The organism is Pseudomonas sp. FW306-02-D09B, from assembly GCF_058782685.1.
Window position 1 is genome coordinate 100147 of the sequence record NZ_JBYSXY010000005.1, and the last position, 18615, is coordinate 118761.

The window sequence follows — 18615 nt, forward strand, 5'->3', positions numbered from 1 at the left end:
CTACGCAGCCGAACGCAGGCTCCGCCAGCTGCTACGGATCGCGTAAAGGCAAACCCGCCCTCAAAGGGGCGGGTCTGCCAGAGGTTCAGATCATTGTGTATGGATCAGTGCTTCGCCATGTGCCACATATTTTTGAAACCTTCACCGTTCTTGTCGCCGGGCTTCATGTCCATTTTGTAGGTGTACATCGGCTTGCCGTCATAAGTCCATTGCATCATTCCGTCGTCGCGTTTGATTGGCTTCCACTCTCCCATGGGCTTGGCATCCATCGGGGCCATCATCGGCGGCCAAGTCTTGGCGCAATCACCGTTACACATCGACTTGCCGCCTGTGTCCTTGTCGAACGTGTACAAGGTCATGCCCTTTTGATCGACCATCATGCCGTCCTTCATCATTGCCGGCTCGGCAGCGAGCGCGAGTGTCGGTAATGCCAGGGCAGCGGCCAACACCAAGGCTTTGAACGATTGAGCGTAGTGAGTCATGGAAACCTTCCTTTGTGGTTGTCAGGATTCGAACTTAGAGCGTAGTTCAGGATTGCGCTGATCGCCGCACGGCTAAAATACTGTCACACGACTGCAATAATTCCGTTATCTAATGCGGCGCAAGACAGTTAAATGACAAGAGGATTAAGGCATGGTTGGCAGGAGCATTCTGATCGTCGACGACGAAGCGCCCATTCGCGAAATGATCGCCGTTGCGTTGGAAATGGCCGGCTATGACTGCATGGAGGCCGAAAACTCCCAGCAGGCCCACGCCATCATTGTCGACCGTAAACCGGACCTGATCCTGCTCGACTGGATGCTGCCCGGCACTTCAGGCATCGAGCTGGCCCGACGTCTCAAGCGTGATGAGCTGACCGGGGATATCCCGATCATCATGCTCACCGCCAAGGGCGAAGAGGACAACAAGATCCAGGGCCTGGAAGTCGGCGCTGATGACTACATCACCAAGCCGTTTTCGCCACGCGAGCTGGTTGCACGCCTGAAAGCCGTGCTGCGTCGTGCCGGCCCTACCGATGGCGAAGCACCGATCGAAGTCGGCGGCCTGCTGCTGGACCCGATCAGCCACCGCGTGACCATCGACGGCAAACCCGCCGAGATGGGCCCGACCGAATACCGCTTGCTGCAGTTTTTCATGACCCATCAGGAACGCGCCTACACCCGCGGGCAATTGCTCGATCAGGTCTGGGGCGGCAATGTGTATGTCGAAGAGCGCACCGTCGACGTGCACATTCGCCGTTTGCGCAAAGCTCTCGGCGATGCCTACGAGAATCTGGTACAAACCGTGCGTGGCACCGGCTACCGGTTTTCTACCAAGGCCTGAGCCGGCCCTTACCTGCTCGACACGCTGACAAGGACGCAAGTTTAAGTGAACCAAAACTGGCATGGCACTCTGATCCGCCACATGCTGTTACTGGTCACCGGCTGCCTGGTGATCGGCCTGATTACTGGCTATTACGGCTGGAGCCTGGCCGCAGGCCTGGGCATTTACCTGGCCTGGACCCTCAAGCAATTGCTGCGCCTGCACGAGTGGCTGCGCCTGCAAAAGCCCGACGAACCACCACCCGATGGCTATGGCCTGTGGGGCGAAGTGTTCGACAGCATCTATCACCTGCAACGGCGCGATCAGCGCGTGCGCGGACGCCTGCAAGCGGTGATCGACCGGGTTCAGGAGTCCACCGCAGCGTTGAAAGACGCAGTGATCATGCTCGACAGCGACGGCAACCTGGAATGGTGGAACCGCGCTGCTGAAACCTTGCTGGGCCTCAAGACCCCACAGGACAGCGGTCAGCCGGTGACCAATCTGGTGCGTCATCCGCGCTTCAAGGAGTATTTCGAGCAGGACAACTACGCCGAGCCGCTGGAAATCCCTTCGCCGACCAACGACCGGATGCGGATTCAGCTGTACATCACCCGTTACGGCAACAACGAACACTTGATGCTGGTGCGCGACGTCACCCGCATTCATCAGCTTGAGCAAATGCGCAAAGACTTCATCGCCAATGTCTCCCACGAACTGCGCACGCCGTTGACGGTGATCTGCGGCTACCTGGAAACCCTGCTCGATAACGTCGAAGAGGTGAATCCGCGCTGGAGCCGTGCGTTGCAGCAAATGCAGCAACAGGGCGGACGCATGCAGACGCTGCTCAACGACTTGCTGCTCTTGGCCAAGCTCGAAGCCACCGATTACCCGTCGGACAACCAGCCGGTGCCGATCGACAGTCTGCTGCAATCGATCAAAAGCGACGCCCAGGCGCTGTCCGGGCAGCGCAACCAGCACATCACCCTGGAAGCCGATCCGTCGATCATGCTCAAGGGAAGTGAAGCCGAGTTGCGCAGTGCGTTCTCGAACCTGGTGTTCAACGCCGTCAAATACACCCCGGACGGCGGCAACATCCGCATCCGCTGGTGGGGTGACGAACAAGGCGCGCACCTCAGCGTGCAGGACTCGGGAATCGGCATCGACAACAAACACCTGCCGCGCCTGACCGAGCGCTTCTACCGCGTCGACTCCAGCCGCAACTCCAATACCGGCGGCACCGGGCTGGGCCTGGCCATCGTCAAACACGTTTTGTTACGTCATCGTGCGCGAATGGAGATCAGCAGCGTGCTCGGCCATGGCAGCACGTTCACCTGCCATTTCGCGCCGGCACAGGTGACAAAATCGCGGGTCAACTCGCTGACCGACTAGCGCGAAGGTTGACTGAACACTAGGCAATCGACCTGTCAGCCGCTACATTGGCTGACTTGGGCCTGCCTTTCAGGCTCGGCAATCCCCTTTCTTTTCGAATATACGGAACCCGCAAAACTCCATCATGGACCCTTCCCCTGGCGTGACCCTCGCTTCACTCTTCGCCGATTTCGGCATGATTCTTTTTGCACTGATCCTGGTTTTGCTCAACGGCTTCTTCGTTGCGGCGGAATTTGCCATGGTCAAACTGCGCTCGACCAAGGTCGAGGCCATTGCCCATAAAAACGGCTGGCGCGGGCAGATCCTGCGCACCGTACACAGCCAGCTCGACGCTTACCTGTCGGCGTGTCAACTGGGTATCACCCTCGCCTCCCTGGGCCTTGGCTGGGTCGGTGAACCGGCGTTCGCGCACATTCTCGAACCGTTGCTGAGCGCAGTCGGCGTCAACTCGCCGGAAGTGGTCAAGGGTGTGTCGTTCTTCACCGCCTTCTTTATCATTTCGTACCTGCACATCGTGGTCGGCGAACTGGCCCCAAAATCCTGGGCCATCCGCAAACCCGAGCTGCTGTCGCTGTGGACGGCGGTGCCGCTGTACCTGTTCTACTGGGCGATGTACCCGGCCATTTACCTGCTTAATGCCAGCGCCAACACGATCCTGCGGATTGCTGGCCAAGGTGAACCCGGCCCTCATCACGAGCACCATTACAGCCGTGAAGAACTGAAACTGATCCTGCACTCCAGCCGTGGCCAGGACCCGAGCGACCAAGGCATGCGCGTACTCGCCTCCGCCGTGGAAATGGGTGAACTGGAAGTCGTCGACTGGGCCAATTCCCGGGAAGACCTGGTGACGCTGGAGTTCAACGCGCCGCTCAAGGAAATCCTAGCGCTGTTCCGTCGTCACAAATTCAGCCGCTACCCGGTGTACGACAGCGAACGCCAGGAGTTCGTCGGCCTGCTGCACATCAAGGACCTGCTGCTGGAACTGGCGGCGCTGGACCACATTCCCGAGTCGTTCAACCTGGCCGAGCTGACCCGCCCGCTGGAACGCGTATCGCGGCACATGCCGTTGTCGCAGTTGCTGGAGCAGTTCCGCAAGGGCGGTTCGCACTTCGCCGTGGTTGAAGAGGCTGACGGCAACATCATCGGCTACCTGACCATGGAAGACGTGCTGGAAGTGCTGGTTGGCGACATCCAGGACGAACACCGCAAGGCCGAACGCGGGATTCTCGCTTATCAACCGGGCAAATTGCTGGTGCGCGGTGACACACCGCTGTTCAAGGTCGAACGCCTGCTGGGCATCGATCTGGACCACGTCGAAGCGGAAACCCTCGCCGGGCTGGTCTATGAAACCCTGAAACGGGTGCCGGAAGAGGAAGAAGTGCTGGAAGTCGAAGGTTTGCGGATCATCATCAAAAAGATGAAAGGCCCGAAGATCATTTTGGCCAAGGTGCTGATGCTCGATTGAACCCTGCGCGAGCCCGCTGTTGTGGCGAGGGAGCTTGCTCCCGCTGGGTCGCGTAGCGGCCCCAAACCCTGCAATAGCGCTCGTCCTGACACACCGAGCTGATCTGTTTGGGGACGGCTTCGCCGTCCAGCGGGGGCAAGCCCCCTCGCCACAATTGATCGCAGTGACCTGGATTATTGTTTGCCGAGCGCAAAGTTCGGCAAGCTGCCCACCGGTTGGTTGAACTGGTACGGAATCGACACCAGCCCCAAACCGCTATTGCGCTGCACCACGAAGTGCAGGTGCGGCCCGCTGCTGTTGCCGGTATTGCCCGACAACCCCAGCGCACTGCCGACTGCCACCCGCTGACCTTCGCGCACACACACCGAGCCGCGCTGAAGGTGCAGGTACACGCCCATGGTCCCGTCATCGTGCAGCACTCGCACGAAATTGCCCGACGGGTCGGTGCCGCGTCCGCTCTGGTGGTTTTCGGTTTTCACCACCACCCCGCCACGCGCCGCGATGATCGGCGTGCCTTCAGGCATCGCGATGTCCATGGCATAACGGTTCTTGACCCCAAAATGGCTGTATCGGCCATTAGGGCCCTGAGTCAGGTGGAACGGACCACCACGCCACGGCAGCGGATACCGATAGGCCAACGTGGTATCTGTGGGGTTGCCCAGCGAATAGTTGAACGTCGGGGTATAGGCCAGCGGCTTGCCCGGCGTAATCGCCGTGAGCAACGCCAGACGCACGGTGCTGCGCGCCGGCAACACCCGGCGGATCGGCTGTGCCGGCGCACCCTTGACATTCTTCAGCCCGGTGAAGCTCAGCTCGACCTCTACCGGCGCATACAAATCGTTGCGCACAAACACACTGTGCGTGTCCCTCTGCTTCTTGATATCGAGAAGTACCTGGCGCTCAAGGTGCTCCTCCATGCGGTCGCGGAACACAAAGATCCGCGCGCCATGGGATGGGCGGTCACTGTAGGAGACCACACCCGTCACGCTGGTGGATTTATAAATAGTGATAGCCACAGCCGAGGTGGAGGCCATGAACAGACCACAGAAAAACAGCAATCGCGTGAACATAGGCAAGGTTCTGTCGAGGAAGGCCTGAAAACAGCCTAGCAGCCAGAATCGACCTGCGTAGTCGGCAGATGTTTCAAATGATCGCTCCCAAACCTTTGATGATCGTTCCCACGCTCCCGCATCCTGTGACGCTCTGCGTCACGCACCAAAGCGGACGCGGAGCGTCTGGGGCGGCATTCCCACGCAGAGCGTGGGAAGGATCAACTAACGATCAGCTACATCTTGACCCGGTACTCCGTTGGGTTCGGTGGGTCGAGGTTGTCCATGGCGCGGTCGATCAGCAGTTGGGCGCCTTCGGCCATGCGGTAGATGGCGAGGGCGACGTTGCGGCGGGAGCCTTCGATTTCGAAGGCGAGGTCGCCGGCAATGGCTTTGATGGAGGCGATGTCTTCAGAGGCGTTGGCCAGGAGGCTGTCGGTGTCGACGTCGGGGGCGACGATGAAGAGTTGGCCTTTGCGGGCGTCGGCCAGGTGGATTTTGGGTGGGGGCGTGCCCAGATGGTGGTCGAGGGCGCGTTCGGCGGCTTCGTGGAGTTTTTTCGAATCGATGGATTCGTAGGGGGAAGTTGCTGGGTCTTCTGGTGGATTCGGTGTCGGCTTAAACATAGGTGAAACTCCGCAATATGGAGCTGACCCTGTTTCGCTTGCACTTCGAAAGAGGTGGCAGCTGTGCATAGGTGTGCAAGACCGGCGGAGTTACCCGGCAGACCCGAAGGTCTCCCATACACAGCAGCCATAACGATTCGCGAGCATAGAAAAACGCTCGATGAATTGCCATAACCCATTGTGTACCCCGCCGGACTTGCACGTCCGTGTCACCGTTTTTTGGTGACAAGGTGAGACTAGCCCTAGTCCGCAGGCCGGGATAGTTACCGAACACCGCTACAACTTGAAGGAAATGTCCGAGGACGTGGGAACGCTCAATGAGCGCTTCAGGGAGAGATGCACTGAGTTCGATGGCCTCTTCGCGAGCAAGCCCGCTCCCACACTTGATCGGCGTCGGACACCCTTTAGGTGATCGACACACAACCAGTGTGGGAGCGGGCTTGCTCCGGGCGGCGTTCCGACGAAGACGGACTAACAGGCGACGAAGTACTTACGCGCCCGGTACGAAGTGCTTCTGTGCCGTGCCGCGGGCGATCAGGCGGGAGATGTAGTCGAGCTTTTGCGCGTCCTGGTCGACGAAGCGGAAGGTCAGTTGCAGCCAGTCGCTGTCGGGTTTCGGCTCATGGGCGACGATGGCGTGCAGGTAGCCATTCAGGCGGGCGACTTCGGCGTTGTCGCCCTGCTCCAGGTCGAGCACGGCGCTGTCGAGCACTTGCGGCAGGGTGTCGGTGCGCTTAACCACCAACAAGGCTTCCTTGATGCTCAACGCTTTGATGACGCATGGCTGAGTACCACTGGGCAGGCGCAGTTGACCTTGGCCACGACCACCGGCCGGAGCCGCGGACGCCGCTGGTGCCTTGACCGGCGGGCTGTTGAGCAGACCGCGAGAAGGCGCGGCAGCGGCGGCGGGCTTGGCGAACGGATTCACCGCAGCCGCTGCAGGGGCGACGACACCAGCCTTGCCGCCCGTGAGCGCGCTGAGGGAGTCGTTGCCGAACGCCGAATTCATCTTGGTGGGTGCGCTGTTCATCAAGGTGTCGAGTTTGCCGACCTTGTTCAACGCCTGCTTGACCTTGGTCAACAGCTGCTCGTTGGTGAACGGTTTGCTGACATAGCCAGAAACGCCGGCCTGAATCGCCTGAACCACGTTTTCCTTGTCGCCACGGCTGGTAACCATGACAAACGGCATGCTCTTGAGATTGTCCTGCTCACGGCACCAGGTGAGGAGTTCGAGGCCAGACATTTCCGGCATTTCCCAGTCGCACAGGACCAGGTCGAATGCTTCCTTGGCCAGCATGGCCTGGGCCTTTTTGCCGTTGACGGCATCTTCGGTCCGGATACCCGGGAAGTAGTTGCGCAGGCACTTCTTTACCAGGTCGCGAATAAACGACGCATCGTCCACGACCAACACACTGATCTTGCTCATCCAACACCCCTATAAAAATCCCGGCAAGCATAACGCTGGCTGATGGCACTTTGCCAAAACTCTTCAGTCACGCCGGGACTTTTCGTTCGCGGGTGCTGCTTTTTCATTCGGCGTTTCAATTCGAAAGCCACACAAACAAAAACGCCCGGCCAAAGGGCCGGGCGCTTTACTTGGGCAATCTTACTTATCGTCAGCTTTGCCCGGAACATTAGCGCTTTCGGCACTTGTGCCTTCAACTTCTTCCTTCATGCGCTTGAGGCCCAGGTGACGGACATCGGTACCGCGCACCAGGTAAATCACCAACTCGGAAATATTGCGCGCGTGGTCGCCAATCCGCTCCAGCGAACGCAGCACCCAAATGATGCTCAAGACCCGCGTGATCGAACGCGGATCTTCCATCATGTAGGTCGCCAGCTCGCGCAGCGCGGTCTTGTATTCACGGTCGATGACCTTGTCGTACTGGGCCACCGACAGCGCCAGCTCGGCGTCGAAGCGGGCGAAGGCATCCAGTGCGTCGCGAACCATGTTGCGCACCTGGTCGCCGATGTGCCGAACTTCGACGTAACCGCGCGGGGCCTCGCCTTCTTCGCACAGCTGGATGGCACGGCGGGCGATTTTGGTCGCTTCATCGCCGATGCGTTCCAGGTCGATGACCGACTTGGAGATGCTGATGATCAACCGCAAGTCGGACGCAGCCGGCTGACGACGGGCCAGAATGCGCAGGCATTCTTCGTCGATGTTGCGTTCCATCTGGTTGATCTGGTCGTCGATCTCGCGCACTTGCTGGGCCAGGCCCGAGTCCGCTTCGATCAGTGCAGTGACCGCATCATTGACCTGCTTTTCGACCAGCCCGCCCATGGCCAGGAGGTGGCTGCGCACTTCCTCGAGCTCAGCGTTGAACTGCTGGGAGATGTGGTGGGTAAGGCCTTCTTTACTAATCATGTTGGCGTCCTTGGAGCGTCCGGTAAGGTGCGGTCTACCGCAGCGATGGTTAAGCGAGCAACGCTAGCGGCATCCTAGCCATAACGACCGGTGATGTAGTCTTCGGTCTGCTTCTTCGCCGGATTGGTGAACAGGGTATCGGTGTCGCCGAATTCCACCAGTTTGCCCATGTACATGAACGCCGTGTAGTCGGAAACCCGTGCGGCCTGTTGCATGTTGTGGGTCACGATGACAATGGTGAACTTGGATTTCAGTTCGTAGATCAGTTCTTCAACTTTCAGCGTCGAGATCGGGTCGAGTGCCGAACACGGTTCGTCGAGCAGCAGCACTTCCGGCTCGACCGCGATGGTACGAGCGATCACCAGACGTTGCTGCTGGCCACCGGACAAGCCCAGTGCCGACTCGTGCAGACGGTCTTTCACTTCATCCCAGAGTGCCGCGCCTTTCAACGCCCACTCGACGGCTTCATCGAGCACGCGTTTTTTGTTGATGCCCTGAATACGCAGGCCGTAGACCACGTTTTCATAGATGGTTTTCGGGAACGGGTTCGGCTTCTGGAACACCATGCCGACGCGACGACGCAGTTCGGCCACGTCTTCGCCCTTGCGGTAGATGTTGTTGCCGTAGAGGTTGATCTCACCTTCGACACGGCAGCCATCGACCAGATCGTTCATCCGGTTGAAGGTGCGCAACAGCGTTGACTTGCCGCAACCGGACGGGCCGATGAATGCGGTCACGCGCTGCTTGGGAATGTTCATGCTGACGTCGAACAGCGCTTGTTTGTCGCCGTAGAACAGGCTCAGGCTCGGCACTTCGATGGCCACGGTTTCCTGTGCCAGGTTCAGGCTCTGTTTGTCGCGACCCAGGGCCGACATGTTGATGCCGTGGGTGTGTGTTTCGTGCTGCATGGGAAACTCCCTGTGCTAACAAATTCGGTTCGGTTGACCGCAGGCCTGGCCTGCGATTACGCAATTCTTTGTAGGAGCAAGGCTTGCCTGCGATGGGGCCGGTGAGTGTTAACCGGTTCAACGCGGTGATGCCATCGCGAGCAAGCTTTGCTCCTACAGGGTCGGTGGTGATTAGCTATCCAAAGCTTTGTATTTCTCGCGCAGGTGGTTACGGATCCACACTGCCGACAGGTTGAGCGTGGCGATCACCAGCACCAGCAGCAGCGCCGTGGCGTACACCAGCGGCCGTGCGGCTTCGACGTTCGGGCTCTGGAAGCCGACGTCATAAATGTGGAAGCCCAGGTGCATGATTTTCTGGTCGAGGTGCAAGTACGGGTAGTTGCCGTCCACCGGCAGCGACGGCGCCAGTTTCACCACACCCACGAGCATCAGCGGCGCCACTTCACCGGCGGCGCGGGCCACGGCGAGGATCATCCCGGTCATCATCGCCGGGCTGGCCATCGGCAGCACGATCTTCCACAAGGTTTCAGCCTTGGTCGCGCCGAGGGCCAACGAGCCTTCACGCACGGTGCGAGGAATCCGCGCCAGGCCTTCTTCGGTGGCCACGATCACCACCGGCACCGCCAGCAGCGCCAGGGTCAGCGAGGCCCAGAGCAGGCCCGGCGTACCGAACGTCGGCGCCGGCAAGGCTTCAGGGAAGAACAAACGGTCAACCGAGCCGCCGAGTACGTAAACGAAGAAGCCTAGACCGAACACGCCGTAAACGATCGCCGGAACGCCCGCCAGGTTGTTCACCGCGATGCGGATCAAGCGGGTCATCGGCCCCTGGCGTGCATATTCACGCAGGTAGACCGCTGCCAGTACGCCGAATGGAGTAACGATCATCGCCATGATCAGGGTCATCATCACGGTGCCGAAGATCGCCGGGAAGATCCCGCCTTCGGTGTTGGCTTCACGCGGGTCGTCGCTGAGGAACTCCCAGACCTTGTTGAAGTAGAAACCCAGCTTGGTCAGGTAGCTCATGGCGTTCGGCTGGTAGGCATGAACCACTTTGCCGATGCCGATTTCGACTTCTTTGCCGTTGGCATCGCGAGCGGTCAGGCTGTCGCGGTTGAACTGCGCGTGCAGGTCGCTCAGGCGTGCCTCGACGTCTTTATAACGAGCGTTCAGCTCAGCGCGCTCAGTGTCCATGTCGGCTTGCGCGGTCGGATCGAGCTTACCTTCAAGCTCCAGCTTGCGGCCGTGCAGGCGAATCCGCTCAAGGCCGGCGTTGATCGCGCCGATGTCGGTTTTTTCAAGGCTTTTGAGTTGTGCCGCGAGCTTGTTGACGCGGTCCACCCGCGCTTGCAGCTCCGGCCACGCCGCTTCGCCTTCAGCGATGACCTTGCCGTCCTGTTTGACGTTGAGCAGGTAGCCGTAGAAGTTACCCCACTCACGGCGCTCGATGGTCATCAGTTCGCGCGGCGTGCTCTGGTCGGTCAGCCACTCGCCGACGATCCAGGTGAAGTCATTGCCGTTGATGTCACGGTTACCGACCTTGATCAGCTCGCGGGTCATGAATTCCGGGCCTTGATCCGGCACTGGCAAACCCGCGGTTTTCAGACGCTCACGCGGCACTTCTTCCTTCTGCACCACTTCGCCGATGACGACATGGTTGGCCTGGCCCGGCACGTTGTAACTGGCGTGCATCAGGTCTGCCGGCCAGAAGTGGCCCAGACCGCGCACGGCAATCACCGCCAGCAAACCAATGGTCATGATGACCGCGATGGACACCGCGCCACCGCTGATCCAGACGCCGGGAGCGCCGCTCTTGAACCATCCTTTCAGGGAGTTCTGTTTCACAGACTTCTACCTTTCTTAAAGCGACGAGTATTTCTTGCGCAGACGCTGACGGATCAGCTCCGCGAGGGTGTTCATGATGAAGGTGAACAACAGCAGCACCAGCGCCGACAGGAACAACACGCGGTAGTGACTGCCACCGACTTCCGACTCGGGCATCTCTACCGCGACGTTGGCGGCCAGGGTGCGTAGACCTTCGAACAGGTTCATTTCCATGACCGGGGTGTTACCGGTGGCCATCAACACGATCATGGTTTCCCCGACCGCACGGCCCATGCCGATCATCAGTGCCGAGAAAATGCCCGGGCTGGCGGTCAGGATCACTACGCGAGTCATGGTCTGCCATGGCGTGGCGCCGAGGGCCAGGGAGCCCAGCGTCAGGCCGCGCGGCACGCTGAATACGGCGTCTTCGGCGATCGAGTAGATGTTCGGGATCACCGCAAAGCCCATGGCCAGGCCGACGACCAGTGCGTTGCGCTGGTCGTAGGTGATGCCCAGGTCGTGGGAGATCCACATGCGCATGTCGCCGCCAAAGAACCACGCTTCCATGTACGGGCTCATGAACAGCGACAACCAGCCCACAAACAGAATCACCGGGATCAGGATCGCGCTTTCCCAGCCGTCCGGCACTTTCAGGCGAATCGACTCGGGCAGGCGACTGAAGATGAAGCCGGCTACCAGAATGCCGATCGGCAAGAGCATCAACAGGCTGAAAATGCCCGGCAGGTGCCCTTCCACATACGGTGCGAGGAACAGGCCGGCAAAGAAGCCAAGAATCACCGTCGGCATCGCTTCCATCAATTCGATGACCGGCTTGACCTTGCGACGCATGCCCGGCGCCATGAAGTACGCGGTGTAGATCGCCGCAGCGACCGCCAGAGGTGCGGCCAGCAGCATCGCGTAGAACGCGGCTTTCAGCGTACCGAAGGTCAGTGGCGAAAGGCTCATCTTGGGTTCGAAGTCGGTGTTGGCCGCGGTCGATTGCCAGACGTATTTAGGCTCGTCGTAGTTTTCGTACCAGACCTTGCTCCACAACGCGCTCCACGAAACTTCCGGGTGCGGGTTGTCGAGCAGCAGCGGTTGCAGCTTGCCGCCCTGCTCCACAATGATCCGGTTGGCACGCGGCGACAGGCCGAAGAGGCCCGCACCATCCACCACCTGGTCCACCAGCAAGGTGCGGTGAGCGGTGCTGTGGAACACCCCGAGCTTGCCGGCAGTGTCGAGGGCGACGAAGCCTTTGCGACGTTCTTCGGCGGTGATTTCAACGATCGGCGTGGTACCCATCTGGAAGGTGCGGATCTGTTTCAGCCGTTGCTCGCCATCGGTATCGCGAGCCATGAACCACTGGGCCAGACCACCCTTGGAGTCGCCGATGATCAGCGAGATGCCGCCCACCAGTTGAGTACTGGCGGTCACTTGCGCTTCGCCGTCATCCAGCAGTTTGTAGCGACCGTTGAGGCTCTTGTCGCTCAGGCTGAAGACGTCGGCCTGGGCGCGACCGTTGACCACGTATAGCCACTGCTGACGCGGGTCGACGAAGATGTTCTTCACCGGCTCGGTCATTTGCGGCAGCTCGATACGCTTCTGCTCGTTGGTGACCTCACCGGTCATCATGTTTTCTTCGCTGCTCAGCGACAGCACGTGCAATTGCGAACCGGTAGAGCCAGCGAGCAGCAGGGTCGAATCCGTCGCATTGAGGCTGACGTGCTCCAGAGCACCGCCCTGCTCGTTCAGTGCGATCGGCGTTTCGCCGTACGGGAATTCGATGGCCGGCGAGATGGTTTTCTTGCCGTCCGGGTAACTGACTTTATAGGTGTGGCGGAACACCAGTGCCTGACCGTTGGACAAACCCACGACGACCAGTGGATGGCCGGGCTGGTCTTTACCAATGGCAGTTACGCTGGTGCCGGCCGGGATCGGCAGATCAATGCGGCTTAGCTCGGCGCCACTGTCGACGTCGAAAAACAGCGCCTGGCCCTTGTCGGAAACCCGCATGGCGACCTGGTTCTGTTCTTCGAGAGAGATCATCAGCGGTTTGCCGGCGTCTTGCATCCAGGCCGGGGTGATCGCGTCTTTGGCGGTCAGGTTGGCGCCCTGAAACAGTGGCGCAACGACGTAGCCAAGGAAGAAGAAGATCAGCGTGATCGCGCCGAGTACGGCGAGGCCGCCGACGAGGACGTACCAGCGGGTCAGGCGGTCTTTGAGCGCGCGGATGCGGCGCTTGCGTTGGAGCTCAGGCGTATTGAAGTCAATTCGCTTGGGGGGATTGGTAGTCATGGTGGAATTGGCCAGATCATTCATGCGCACACCCTAGCGATCCTGTATGACAGAAAGATGACAATGCAGTGACGCAACAAATCCGCCGCCCGTGTGAACTGGCAGCGGACTGGAAAATTGGGAGGTAGGAGCAATCTGTGGCGAGGGGGCTTGCCCCCGTTGGGGAGCGAAGCTCCCCCCCTAAAATCAGTCACCGCATTCTAAGCATCGACCGATTTACGACTGCTTCGCAGTCGAACGGGGGCAAGCCCCCTCGCCACACCAGCCTTGCTCCTACGGGTCCGGGGCGAACCCCGGACCTACGGTTTTACTTTTTTGCGACTTCAGCGCCGCCCTCTTGCAAACCCAGGTCAGCCAGTGCCTTGGCGGCAACTTTGGCTGGCAGTGGGATGTAGCCGTCTTTCACGACAACTTCCTGACCCTGTTTGGACAGAACCAGTTTCACGAACTCGGCTTCCAGCGGGGCCAGAGGCTTGTTTGGAGCTTTGTTGACGTAAACGTAGAGGAAACGCGACAGCGGGTATTTGCCGTTCAGGGCGTTTTCTTCGCTGTCTGCGATGTAGTCGGTGCTGCCTTTCTTGGCCAGAGCCACAGTCTTCACGCTAGCAGTTTTGTAGCCGATGCCCGAGTAACCGATACCGTTCAGCGAAGAGCTGATCGATTGCACGACCGAAGCCGAGCCTGGTTGTTCGTTGACGTTTGGCTTGTAGTCGCCTTTGCACAGGGCTTCTTCTTTGAAGTAGCCATACGTGCCGGATACCGAGTTACGGCCGAACAGTTGAACCGGCTTGTTGGCCAGGTCGCCGGTCACGCCCAGGTCGCCCCAGGTTTTGACTTCTGCTTTAGCGCCGCACAGACGAGTCGAGGAGAAGATCGCGTCGACTTGCTCCATGGTCAGGTGCTGGATCGGGTTGTCTTTGTGCACGAACACGGCCAAGGCATCCACGGCAACCGGGATAGCGGTTGGCTTGTAGCCGTACTTCTGCTCGAAGGCTGCCAGTTCGGTGTCCTTCATCTTGCGGCTCATCGGGCCCAGGTTGGAGGTGCCTTCAGTCAACGCAGGTGGCGCGGTGGCGGAGCCAGCGGCCTGAATCTGGATGTTTACGTTCGGGTATTCTTTTTTGTAGTTCTCAGCCCACAGGGTCATGAGGTTAGCCAGGGTATCGGAACCGACGCTGGACAGGTTGCCCGAAACACCAGTGGCTTTGGTATAAGCCGGGATGGCTGGGTCTACACCAGCGGCTACCGCGTTGGCAGTTGCAACGCCAGCAGCGACAAACGTCATTGCCGCCATCAAACGCTTCAGTTTCATGCCTTACTCCTAGCAAATAGGGTGTGTTAAGTCGGGGCCAAGTATCGGCAGGCCGTGTGAACACTCTATGACCTGAATATGACAATTAGATGAAAGGCCAGCATTCGACTTTTTACAGGATGATTCGCGTCGCCCCCATCGCGAGCAAGCTCGCTCCCACATTGACCGCATTCTTCTGAAAGAACTCGGTTAAAGGTGGGAGCGGGCTTGCCCGCGAAGGGGCAGGTGCAGTCGATAAAGAAGTCGGCTTAGCGGTTGTTCTTCCAGAGGTAACCACCCACCAGGATGCCGATGCTGCAAATGATCGCCACATAGTAGGCAGGCCCCATCGGGCTTTCCTTAAGCAGCAGGGTGACGACCATCGGGGTCAGGCCGCCGAAGATCGCGTAGGCCAGGTTGTAGGAAAACGACAGGCCGCTGAAGCGCACCACGGCCGGGAACGCCTTGACCATCACGAATGGCACCGCGCCGATCGTGCCGACGAACAGGCCGGTCAGCGCGTACAGCGGGAATAGCCAGTCGGGGTGATTGAACAGGCTGTGGTAGAAAGTCCAGGACGTCGCCAGCAGCGCTGCGCTGCCAAACACGAACACCCGGCCAGCGCCGAAGCGATCCGCCAGCGCGCCGGAGATCACACAGCCCAGGCTCAGGCACACGATAGCCACGCTATTGGCTTGCAGCGCAGTCGTGGCCGAGAAGTGATAAATGGTTTGCAGCACGGTCGGGGTCATCAGAATCACCACGATGATCCCGGCCGACAGCAGCCAGGTCAGCAGCATCGAGATGGCGATGGCGCCGCGATGGTCACGCAGTACCGCACGCAGCGGCACCTCTTCGGCCAGCGCCTTGCGCAGTTGCAGCTCGGCGAACACCGGGGTTTCGTGCAGCCAGCGGCGCAGGTAGACCGAGAACAGGCCAAACACACCGCCGAGCAGGAACGGGATCCGCCAGGCGTAATCAGCCACTTGTTCAGCGGAATAGAGGCTGTTGATTGCGGTGGCGACCAGCGAGCCGAGCAGGATGCCGGCAGTCAGGCCGCACGTCAGCGTGCCGCAAGCGTAGCCGATGTGTCGCTGCGGCACGTGTTCGGAAACGAATACCCAGGCCCCCGGCACTTCACCGCCAATCGCCGCGCCCTGGATCACTCGCATCAGCAGCAACAGGATCGGCGCCCACAGGCCGATCTGCGCGTATGTCGGCAGCAAGCCCATGATCAGCGTCGGTACGGCCATCATGAAAATGCTCAGGGTGAACATTTTCTTGCGCCCCAGCAGGTCGCCGAAGTGCGCCATGACGATGCCGCCCAGTGGCCGCGCCAGGTAACCGGCGGCAAAGATGCCGAAGGTCTGCATCAGCCGCAGCCACTCGGGCATGTCCGCCGGGAAGAACAACTTGCCAACCACCGTGGCGAAGAACACGAAGATGATGAAGTCGTAAAACTCCAGCGCGCCGCCCAAGGCGGAAAGCGACAGTGTCTTATAGTCGTTACCGGTCAAGGGGCGCGCAGGTTGCGCGGGTGTCGCGATGCTCGATGGCGCTGTGGTCATGGCAAGGGCTTCTCTTATAGTCAGATCCGCAACCCCAACAACGCTGGCAGGGGCTTGGGCAGGTTCGGCACGATAGCAAATTGTTCGAAAAAGCACAGGAAAGCGCGTATTTGGCAGTCAAAATGAGAACCCGATGGTCGTCTCGGAGTCTACCGATCGATATACTCGCAACCGTGCAACACTTTGTAAGGGGTTGCTGTGCGAAAACGTCGTTGGCCTTTGTCAGCCGGTTTCGCAGAGTTTCCCTTTAGCGCGCCTTATGGAAAACGTGACGAACGTAGTATGTTCGGGGCTGAATCGTTTTTCCCAAGACGGCTATTCACCCGCTACATATTCCAAGAGTCACGGCTCAGAGGCACCCTCGGCATGATAGAGCTCGAACAAGAAGATCCTATTCCGCAAGGCGATCTGGCCCTGCAAATCACCGCGCTTCCCCGCGAAACCAACGGCTTTGGCGATATTTTCGGCGGCTGGCTGGTGTCTCAGATGGATTTGGCCGGTACGGCGATGGCCAGCAAGGTCGCGGGCGGACGCGTCGCCACCGTGGCGATCGATCGCATGGCCTTCCTGGTGCCGGTCGCCGTGGGCGCGCAGCTGTCCTTCTATACTCAGGCAACGGAAATCGGCCGCAGCTCGATCAAGATGATGGTCGAGGTCTGGAGCGACGATCCACTGTCCAGCGAATGGCGTAAAGTCACTGAGGCGGTGTTCGTGTTCGTCGCCATCGATGGCAGCGGCCGCACCCGCTCGGTTCCGCCCAGAGCTCGTTAAACCGGGCGAGCGTTAAACCCGGCGGCCGTTTTACGGTCCATTGACGTCATTGATCCTGAACGAGATGTGCAACATGCCGACTCCCAACGTTGAAGCCGTGAAACTGGATGAACTGAACTGCTGGCGTATCCGCCACGGCCAGGCCGAATTGCTGGTGGCCCAGCAAGGCGCGCACATCCTCAGTTATCAACTGGCCGGGCAACCGCCGCTGATCTGGCTCAACGATGAGGCGGTGTTCAAAACCGGCAAAAGCATCCGCGCCGGTGTTCCGGTTTGCTGGCCGTGGTTCGGCAATCTGGACCGCAATCCGCCGAGCGTTCAGGCGATGCGCGTCAGCAACGAACCGCCAACCGCCCACGGTTTAGTGCGGGCGATGGATTGGGAACTGGGCGCCATTGAAGCCGAAGGCGAAAGCCTGAAGGTCGAGTTCGTCCTGCCCTACCTCGAAGGCGGCTTGCCGGGTTGGCCGTATGCGGTGGACCTGAAACTGAGCATTCGCCTGGATGAGCAACTGCATATCAACCTGACCAGCCAAAACCAGGGCAGTATCCCCGTCACCATCAGTCAGGCGCTGCACAGCTATTACGCGGTCAGCGATGTACGCAATGTGCACGTCGAAGGCCTGGACGGGCTGAGCTACATCGAAACCCTGGATAACTGGAAAACCGTGACTCAGACCGGCGATTTGCGTTTTGCCGGGGAAACCGACCGGATCTACCTGAATACACCGGCGCAATTGAGCATCGTCGATCCTGCCTGGGAACGGCGCATCGAGCTGACCAGCAGCGGCTCGCGCTCGGCGGTGATCTGGAACCCGTGGATCGCACGGGCGGCGCAATTCAGTGACATGGCCGACGACGGCTGGCAGCGCATGCTGTGCATCGAAACGGCGAATGTGATGGATGACATCGTGACCCTGGCGCCGGGGGCGAGTCATACGCTGGGCGTGAGCATCGCCAGCAAAACTCTTTAAGCAACACTGCGATCAACTGTGGCGAGGGAGCTTGCTCCCGCTCGGCCGCGAAGCGGTCGTAAAACCAGGCAATGGGTTCTGCCTGTCAGAACTCGATTGCTGGTGTTGGGACTGCTGCGCAGTCCAGCGGGAGCAAGCTCCCTCGCCACAAGTCTTGTGCAGAACTCCAGACCTTACAAATCCGACTCTTTGACCGCCCGTACTTTCGCCGCATCCAGTGCATACGCCGCATCGGCCAGGTCGTTGTTGACCTTCTCGATCTTCAGCGTGCCGGTGACCCACAGCGGTGTGTAGATATCGTCCAGCTTCAAGCCCTTCGGATAGCGCACCAGCACCAACTGGTTGGGCGGCGGTGGCGGCACGTGGATGCAGGCGCCCGGGTACGGCACCAGGAAGAACAGCGTGCTGCGCCCCTTGGCATCGGTTTCCAAAGGCACGGGATACCCGCCGATGCGGATGTTCTTGTCGTTCATCGACGCCACGGTCTTGGTCGAATACATCACCGCCGGCAAGCCCTTGCTCTGCTTCAAGCCACCCTTGTCGGTAAAGGTGCCGTTGGCTTCGGGCGAGTTGTGGTCGATTTCAGGCATGGCCTCAAGGGCTTTCTGATCCGACTTGGGCATCAGTTCGAGCCAGTCGGTTTCCGGCAGTTCGCCGGCATGAGCCAGGCCAGTGCCCAGCAATAAGAGAGTCAGCAGAAGACGGCGCATGAAATGTGCTCGGCAGAGGGGAGTCAGTAAATCGTCGAGCATTCTAGCCCTCTCTGCCCGTGCGGCAGAGAGGGCTTTG

The 18615-nt window shown here is 59.8% G+C and carries 16 protein-coding genes; 5 read left to right on the forward strand and 11 right to left on the reverse strand.

Going from position 1 to position 18615, the window contains the following annotated elements:
* Positions 1 to 104: 104 nt before the first annotated feature.
* Positions 105 to 482, reverse strand: a complete 378-nt coding sequence (locus AC3WK5_RS10705) for a COG4315 family predicted lipoprotein (protein ID WP_103314787.1) — start codon at positions 480 to 482, stop codon at positions 105 to 107.
* A gap of 151 nt (positions 483 to 633) precedes the next feature.
* Here AC3WK5_RS10705 and phoB point away from each other — a divergent pair, with 151 nt between their 5' ends.
* From phoB to AC3WK5_RS10720, 3 genes are all read left to right on the forward strand, one after another.
* Positions 634 to 1323 (forward strand): phosphate regulon transcriptional regulator PhoB, encoded by a 690-nt coding sequence (gene phoB, locus AC3WK5_RS10710; protein WP_003177195.1) that lies wholly within the window; start codon positions 634 to 636, stop codon positions 1321 to 1323.
* Between the two features lie 81 nt (positions 1324 to 1404).
* Positions 1405 to 2691 carry a phosphate regulon sensor histidine kinase PhoR gene (gene phoR / locus AC3WK5_RS10715; RefSeq protein WP_256585114.1) on the forward strand — a complete coding sequence of 429 codons (1287 nt, stop codon included), beginning with the start codon at positions 1405 to 1407 and terminating at the stop codon, positions 2689 to 2691.
* Between the two features lie 124 nt (positions 2692 to 2815).
* A complete protein-coding gene (locus tag AC3WK5_RS10720; RefSeq protein ID WP_103314789.1) occupies positions 2816 to 4156 on the forward strand; it encodes a hemolysin family protein in 1341 nt (446 codons plus the stop codon).
* Positions 4157 to 4329: 173 nt separating this feature from the next.
* Here AC3WK5_RS10720 and AC3WK5_RS10725 read toward each other — a convergent pair whose 3' ends face one another.
* The 9 genes from AC3WK5_RS10725 to AC3WK5_RS10765 form a co-directional block, all read right to left on the reverse strand.
* On the reverse strand, positions 4330 to 5226 hold the full coding sequence (locus AC3WK5_RS10725) for a M23 family metallopeptidase (RefSeq protein WP_103314790.1): 897 nt from the start codon (positions 5224 to 5226) through the stop codon (positions 4330 to 4332).
* Positions 5227 to 5441: 215 nt separating this feature from the next.
* Positions 5442 to 5831, reverse strand: a complete 390-nt coding sequence (locus AC3WK5_RS10730; RefSeq protein WP_103314791.1) for a DUF6124 family protein — start codon at positions 5829 to 5831, stop codon at positions 5442 to 5444.
* Positions 5832 to 6321: 490 nt separating this feature from the next.
* Complete coding sequence (locus tag AC3WK5_RS10735) at positions 6322 to 7257, reverse strand: response regulator (protein WP_103314792.1); 936 nt, start codon at positions 7255 to 7257, stop codon at positions 6322 to 6324.
* 180 nt (positions 7258 to 7437) lie between these two features.
* The gene (gene phoU / locus AC3WK5_RS10740) at positions 7438 to 8199 is read right to left on the reverse strand and encodes a phosphate signaling complex protein PhoU (protein WP_054594760.1); all 762 of its coding nucleotides are present in this window, start codon (positions 8197 to 8199) and stop codon (positions 7438 to 7440) included.
* 74 nt (positions 8200 to 8273) lie between these two features.
* Positions 8274 to 9107: a phosphate ABC transporter ATP-binding protein PstB gene (gene pstB, locus AC3WK5_RS10745; RefSeq protein ID WP_054594761.1), complete on the reverse strand. Its 834-nt coding sequence runs from the start codon at positions 9105 to 9107 to the stop codon at positions 8274 to 8276.
* Between the two features lie 171 nt (positions 9108 to 9278).
* Positions 9279 to 10949: a phosphate ABC transporter permease PstA gene (pstA, locus tag AC3WK5_RS10750; protein ID WP_054594762.1), complete on the reverse strand. Its 1671-nt coding sequence runs from the start codon at positions 10947 to 10949 to the stop codon at positions 9279 to 9281.
* Positions 10950 to 10964: 15 nt separating this feature from the next.
* Positions 10965 to 13247: an ABC transporter permease subunit gene (locus AC3WK5_RS10755; protein WP_103314793.1), complete on the reverse strand. Its 2283-nt coding sequence runs from the start codon at positions 13245 to 13247 to the stop codon at positions 10965 to 10967.
* 283 nt (positions 13248 to 13530) lie between these two features.
* The gene (locus AC3WK5_RS10760) at positions 13531 to 14535 is read right to left on the reverse strand and encodes a phosphate ABC transporter substrate-binding protein PstS (RefSeq protein ID WP_054594764.1); all 1005 of its coding nucleotides are present in this window, start codon (positions 14533 to 14535) and stop codon (positions 13531 to 13533) included.
* A gap of 248 nt (positions 14536 to 14783) precedes the next feature.
* Positions 14784 to 16082, reverse strand: a complete 1299-nt coding sequence (locus AC3WK5_RS10765) for an MFS transporter (protein WP_103314794.1) — start codon at positions 16080 to 16082, stop codon at positions 14784 to 14786.
* Positions 16083 to 16448: 366 nt separating this feature from the next.
* Here AC3WK5_RS10765 and AC3WK5_RS10770 point away from each other — a divergent pair, with 366 nt between their 5' ends.
* Together AC3WK5_RS10770 and AC3WK5_RS10775 are read left to right on the forward strand one after the other, a co-directional pair.
* Positions 16449 to 16853 carry an acyl-CoA thioesterase gene (locus AC3WK5_RS10770; protein ID WP_019694314.1) on the forward strand — a complete coding sequence of 135 codons (405 nt, stop codon included), beginning with the start codon at positions 16449 to 16451 and terminating at the stop codon, positions 16851 to 16853.
* Positions 16854 to 16926: 73 nt separating this feature from the next.
* Positions 16927 to 17826 carry a D-hexose-6-phosphate mutarotase gene (locus AC3WK5_RS10775; RefSeq protein ID WP_103314929.1) on the forward strand — a complete coding sequence of 300 codons (900 nt, stop codon included), beginning with the start codon at positions 16927 to 16929 and terminating at the stop codon, positions 17824 to 17826.
* Between the two features lie 173 nt (positions 17827 to 17999).
* Here the strand turns inward: AC3WK5_RS10775 and AC3WK5_RS10780 are convergent, their stop codons facing one another.
* On the reverse strand, positions 18000 to 18536 hold the full coding sequence (locus tag AC3WK5_RS10780; protein WP_019694316.1) for a DUF3299 domain-containing protein: 537 nt from the start codon (positions 18534 to 18536) through the stop codon (positions 18000 to 18002).
* Positions 18537 to 18615 lie beyond the last annotated feature (79 nt).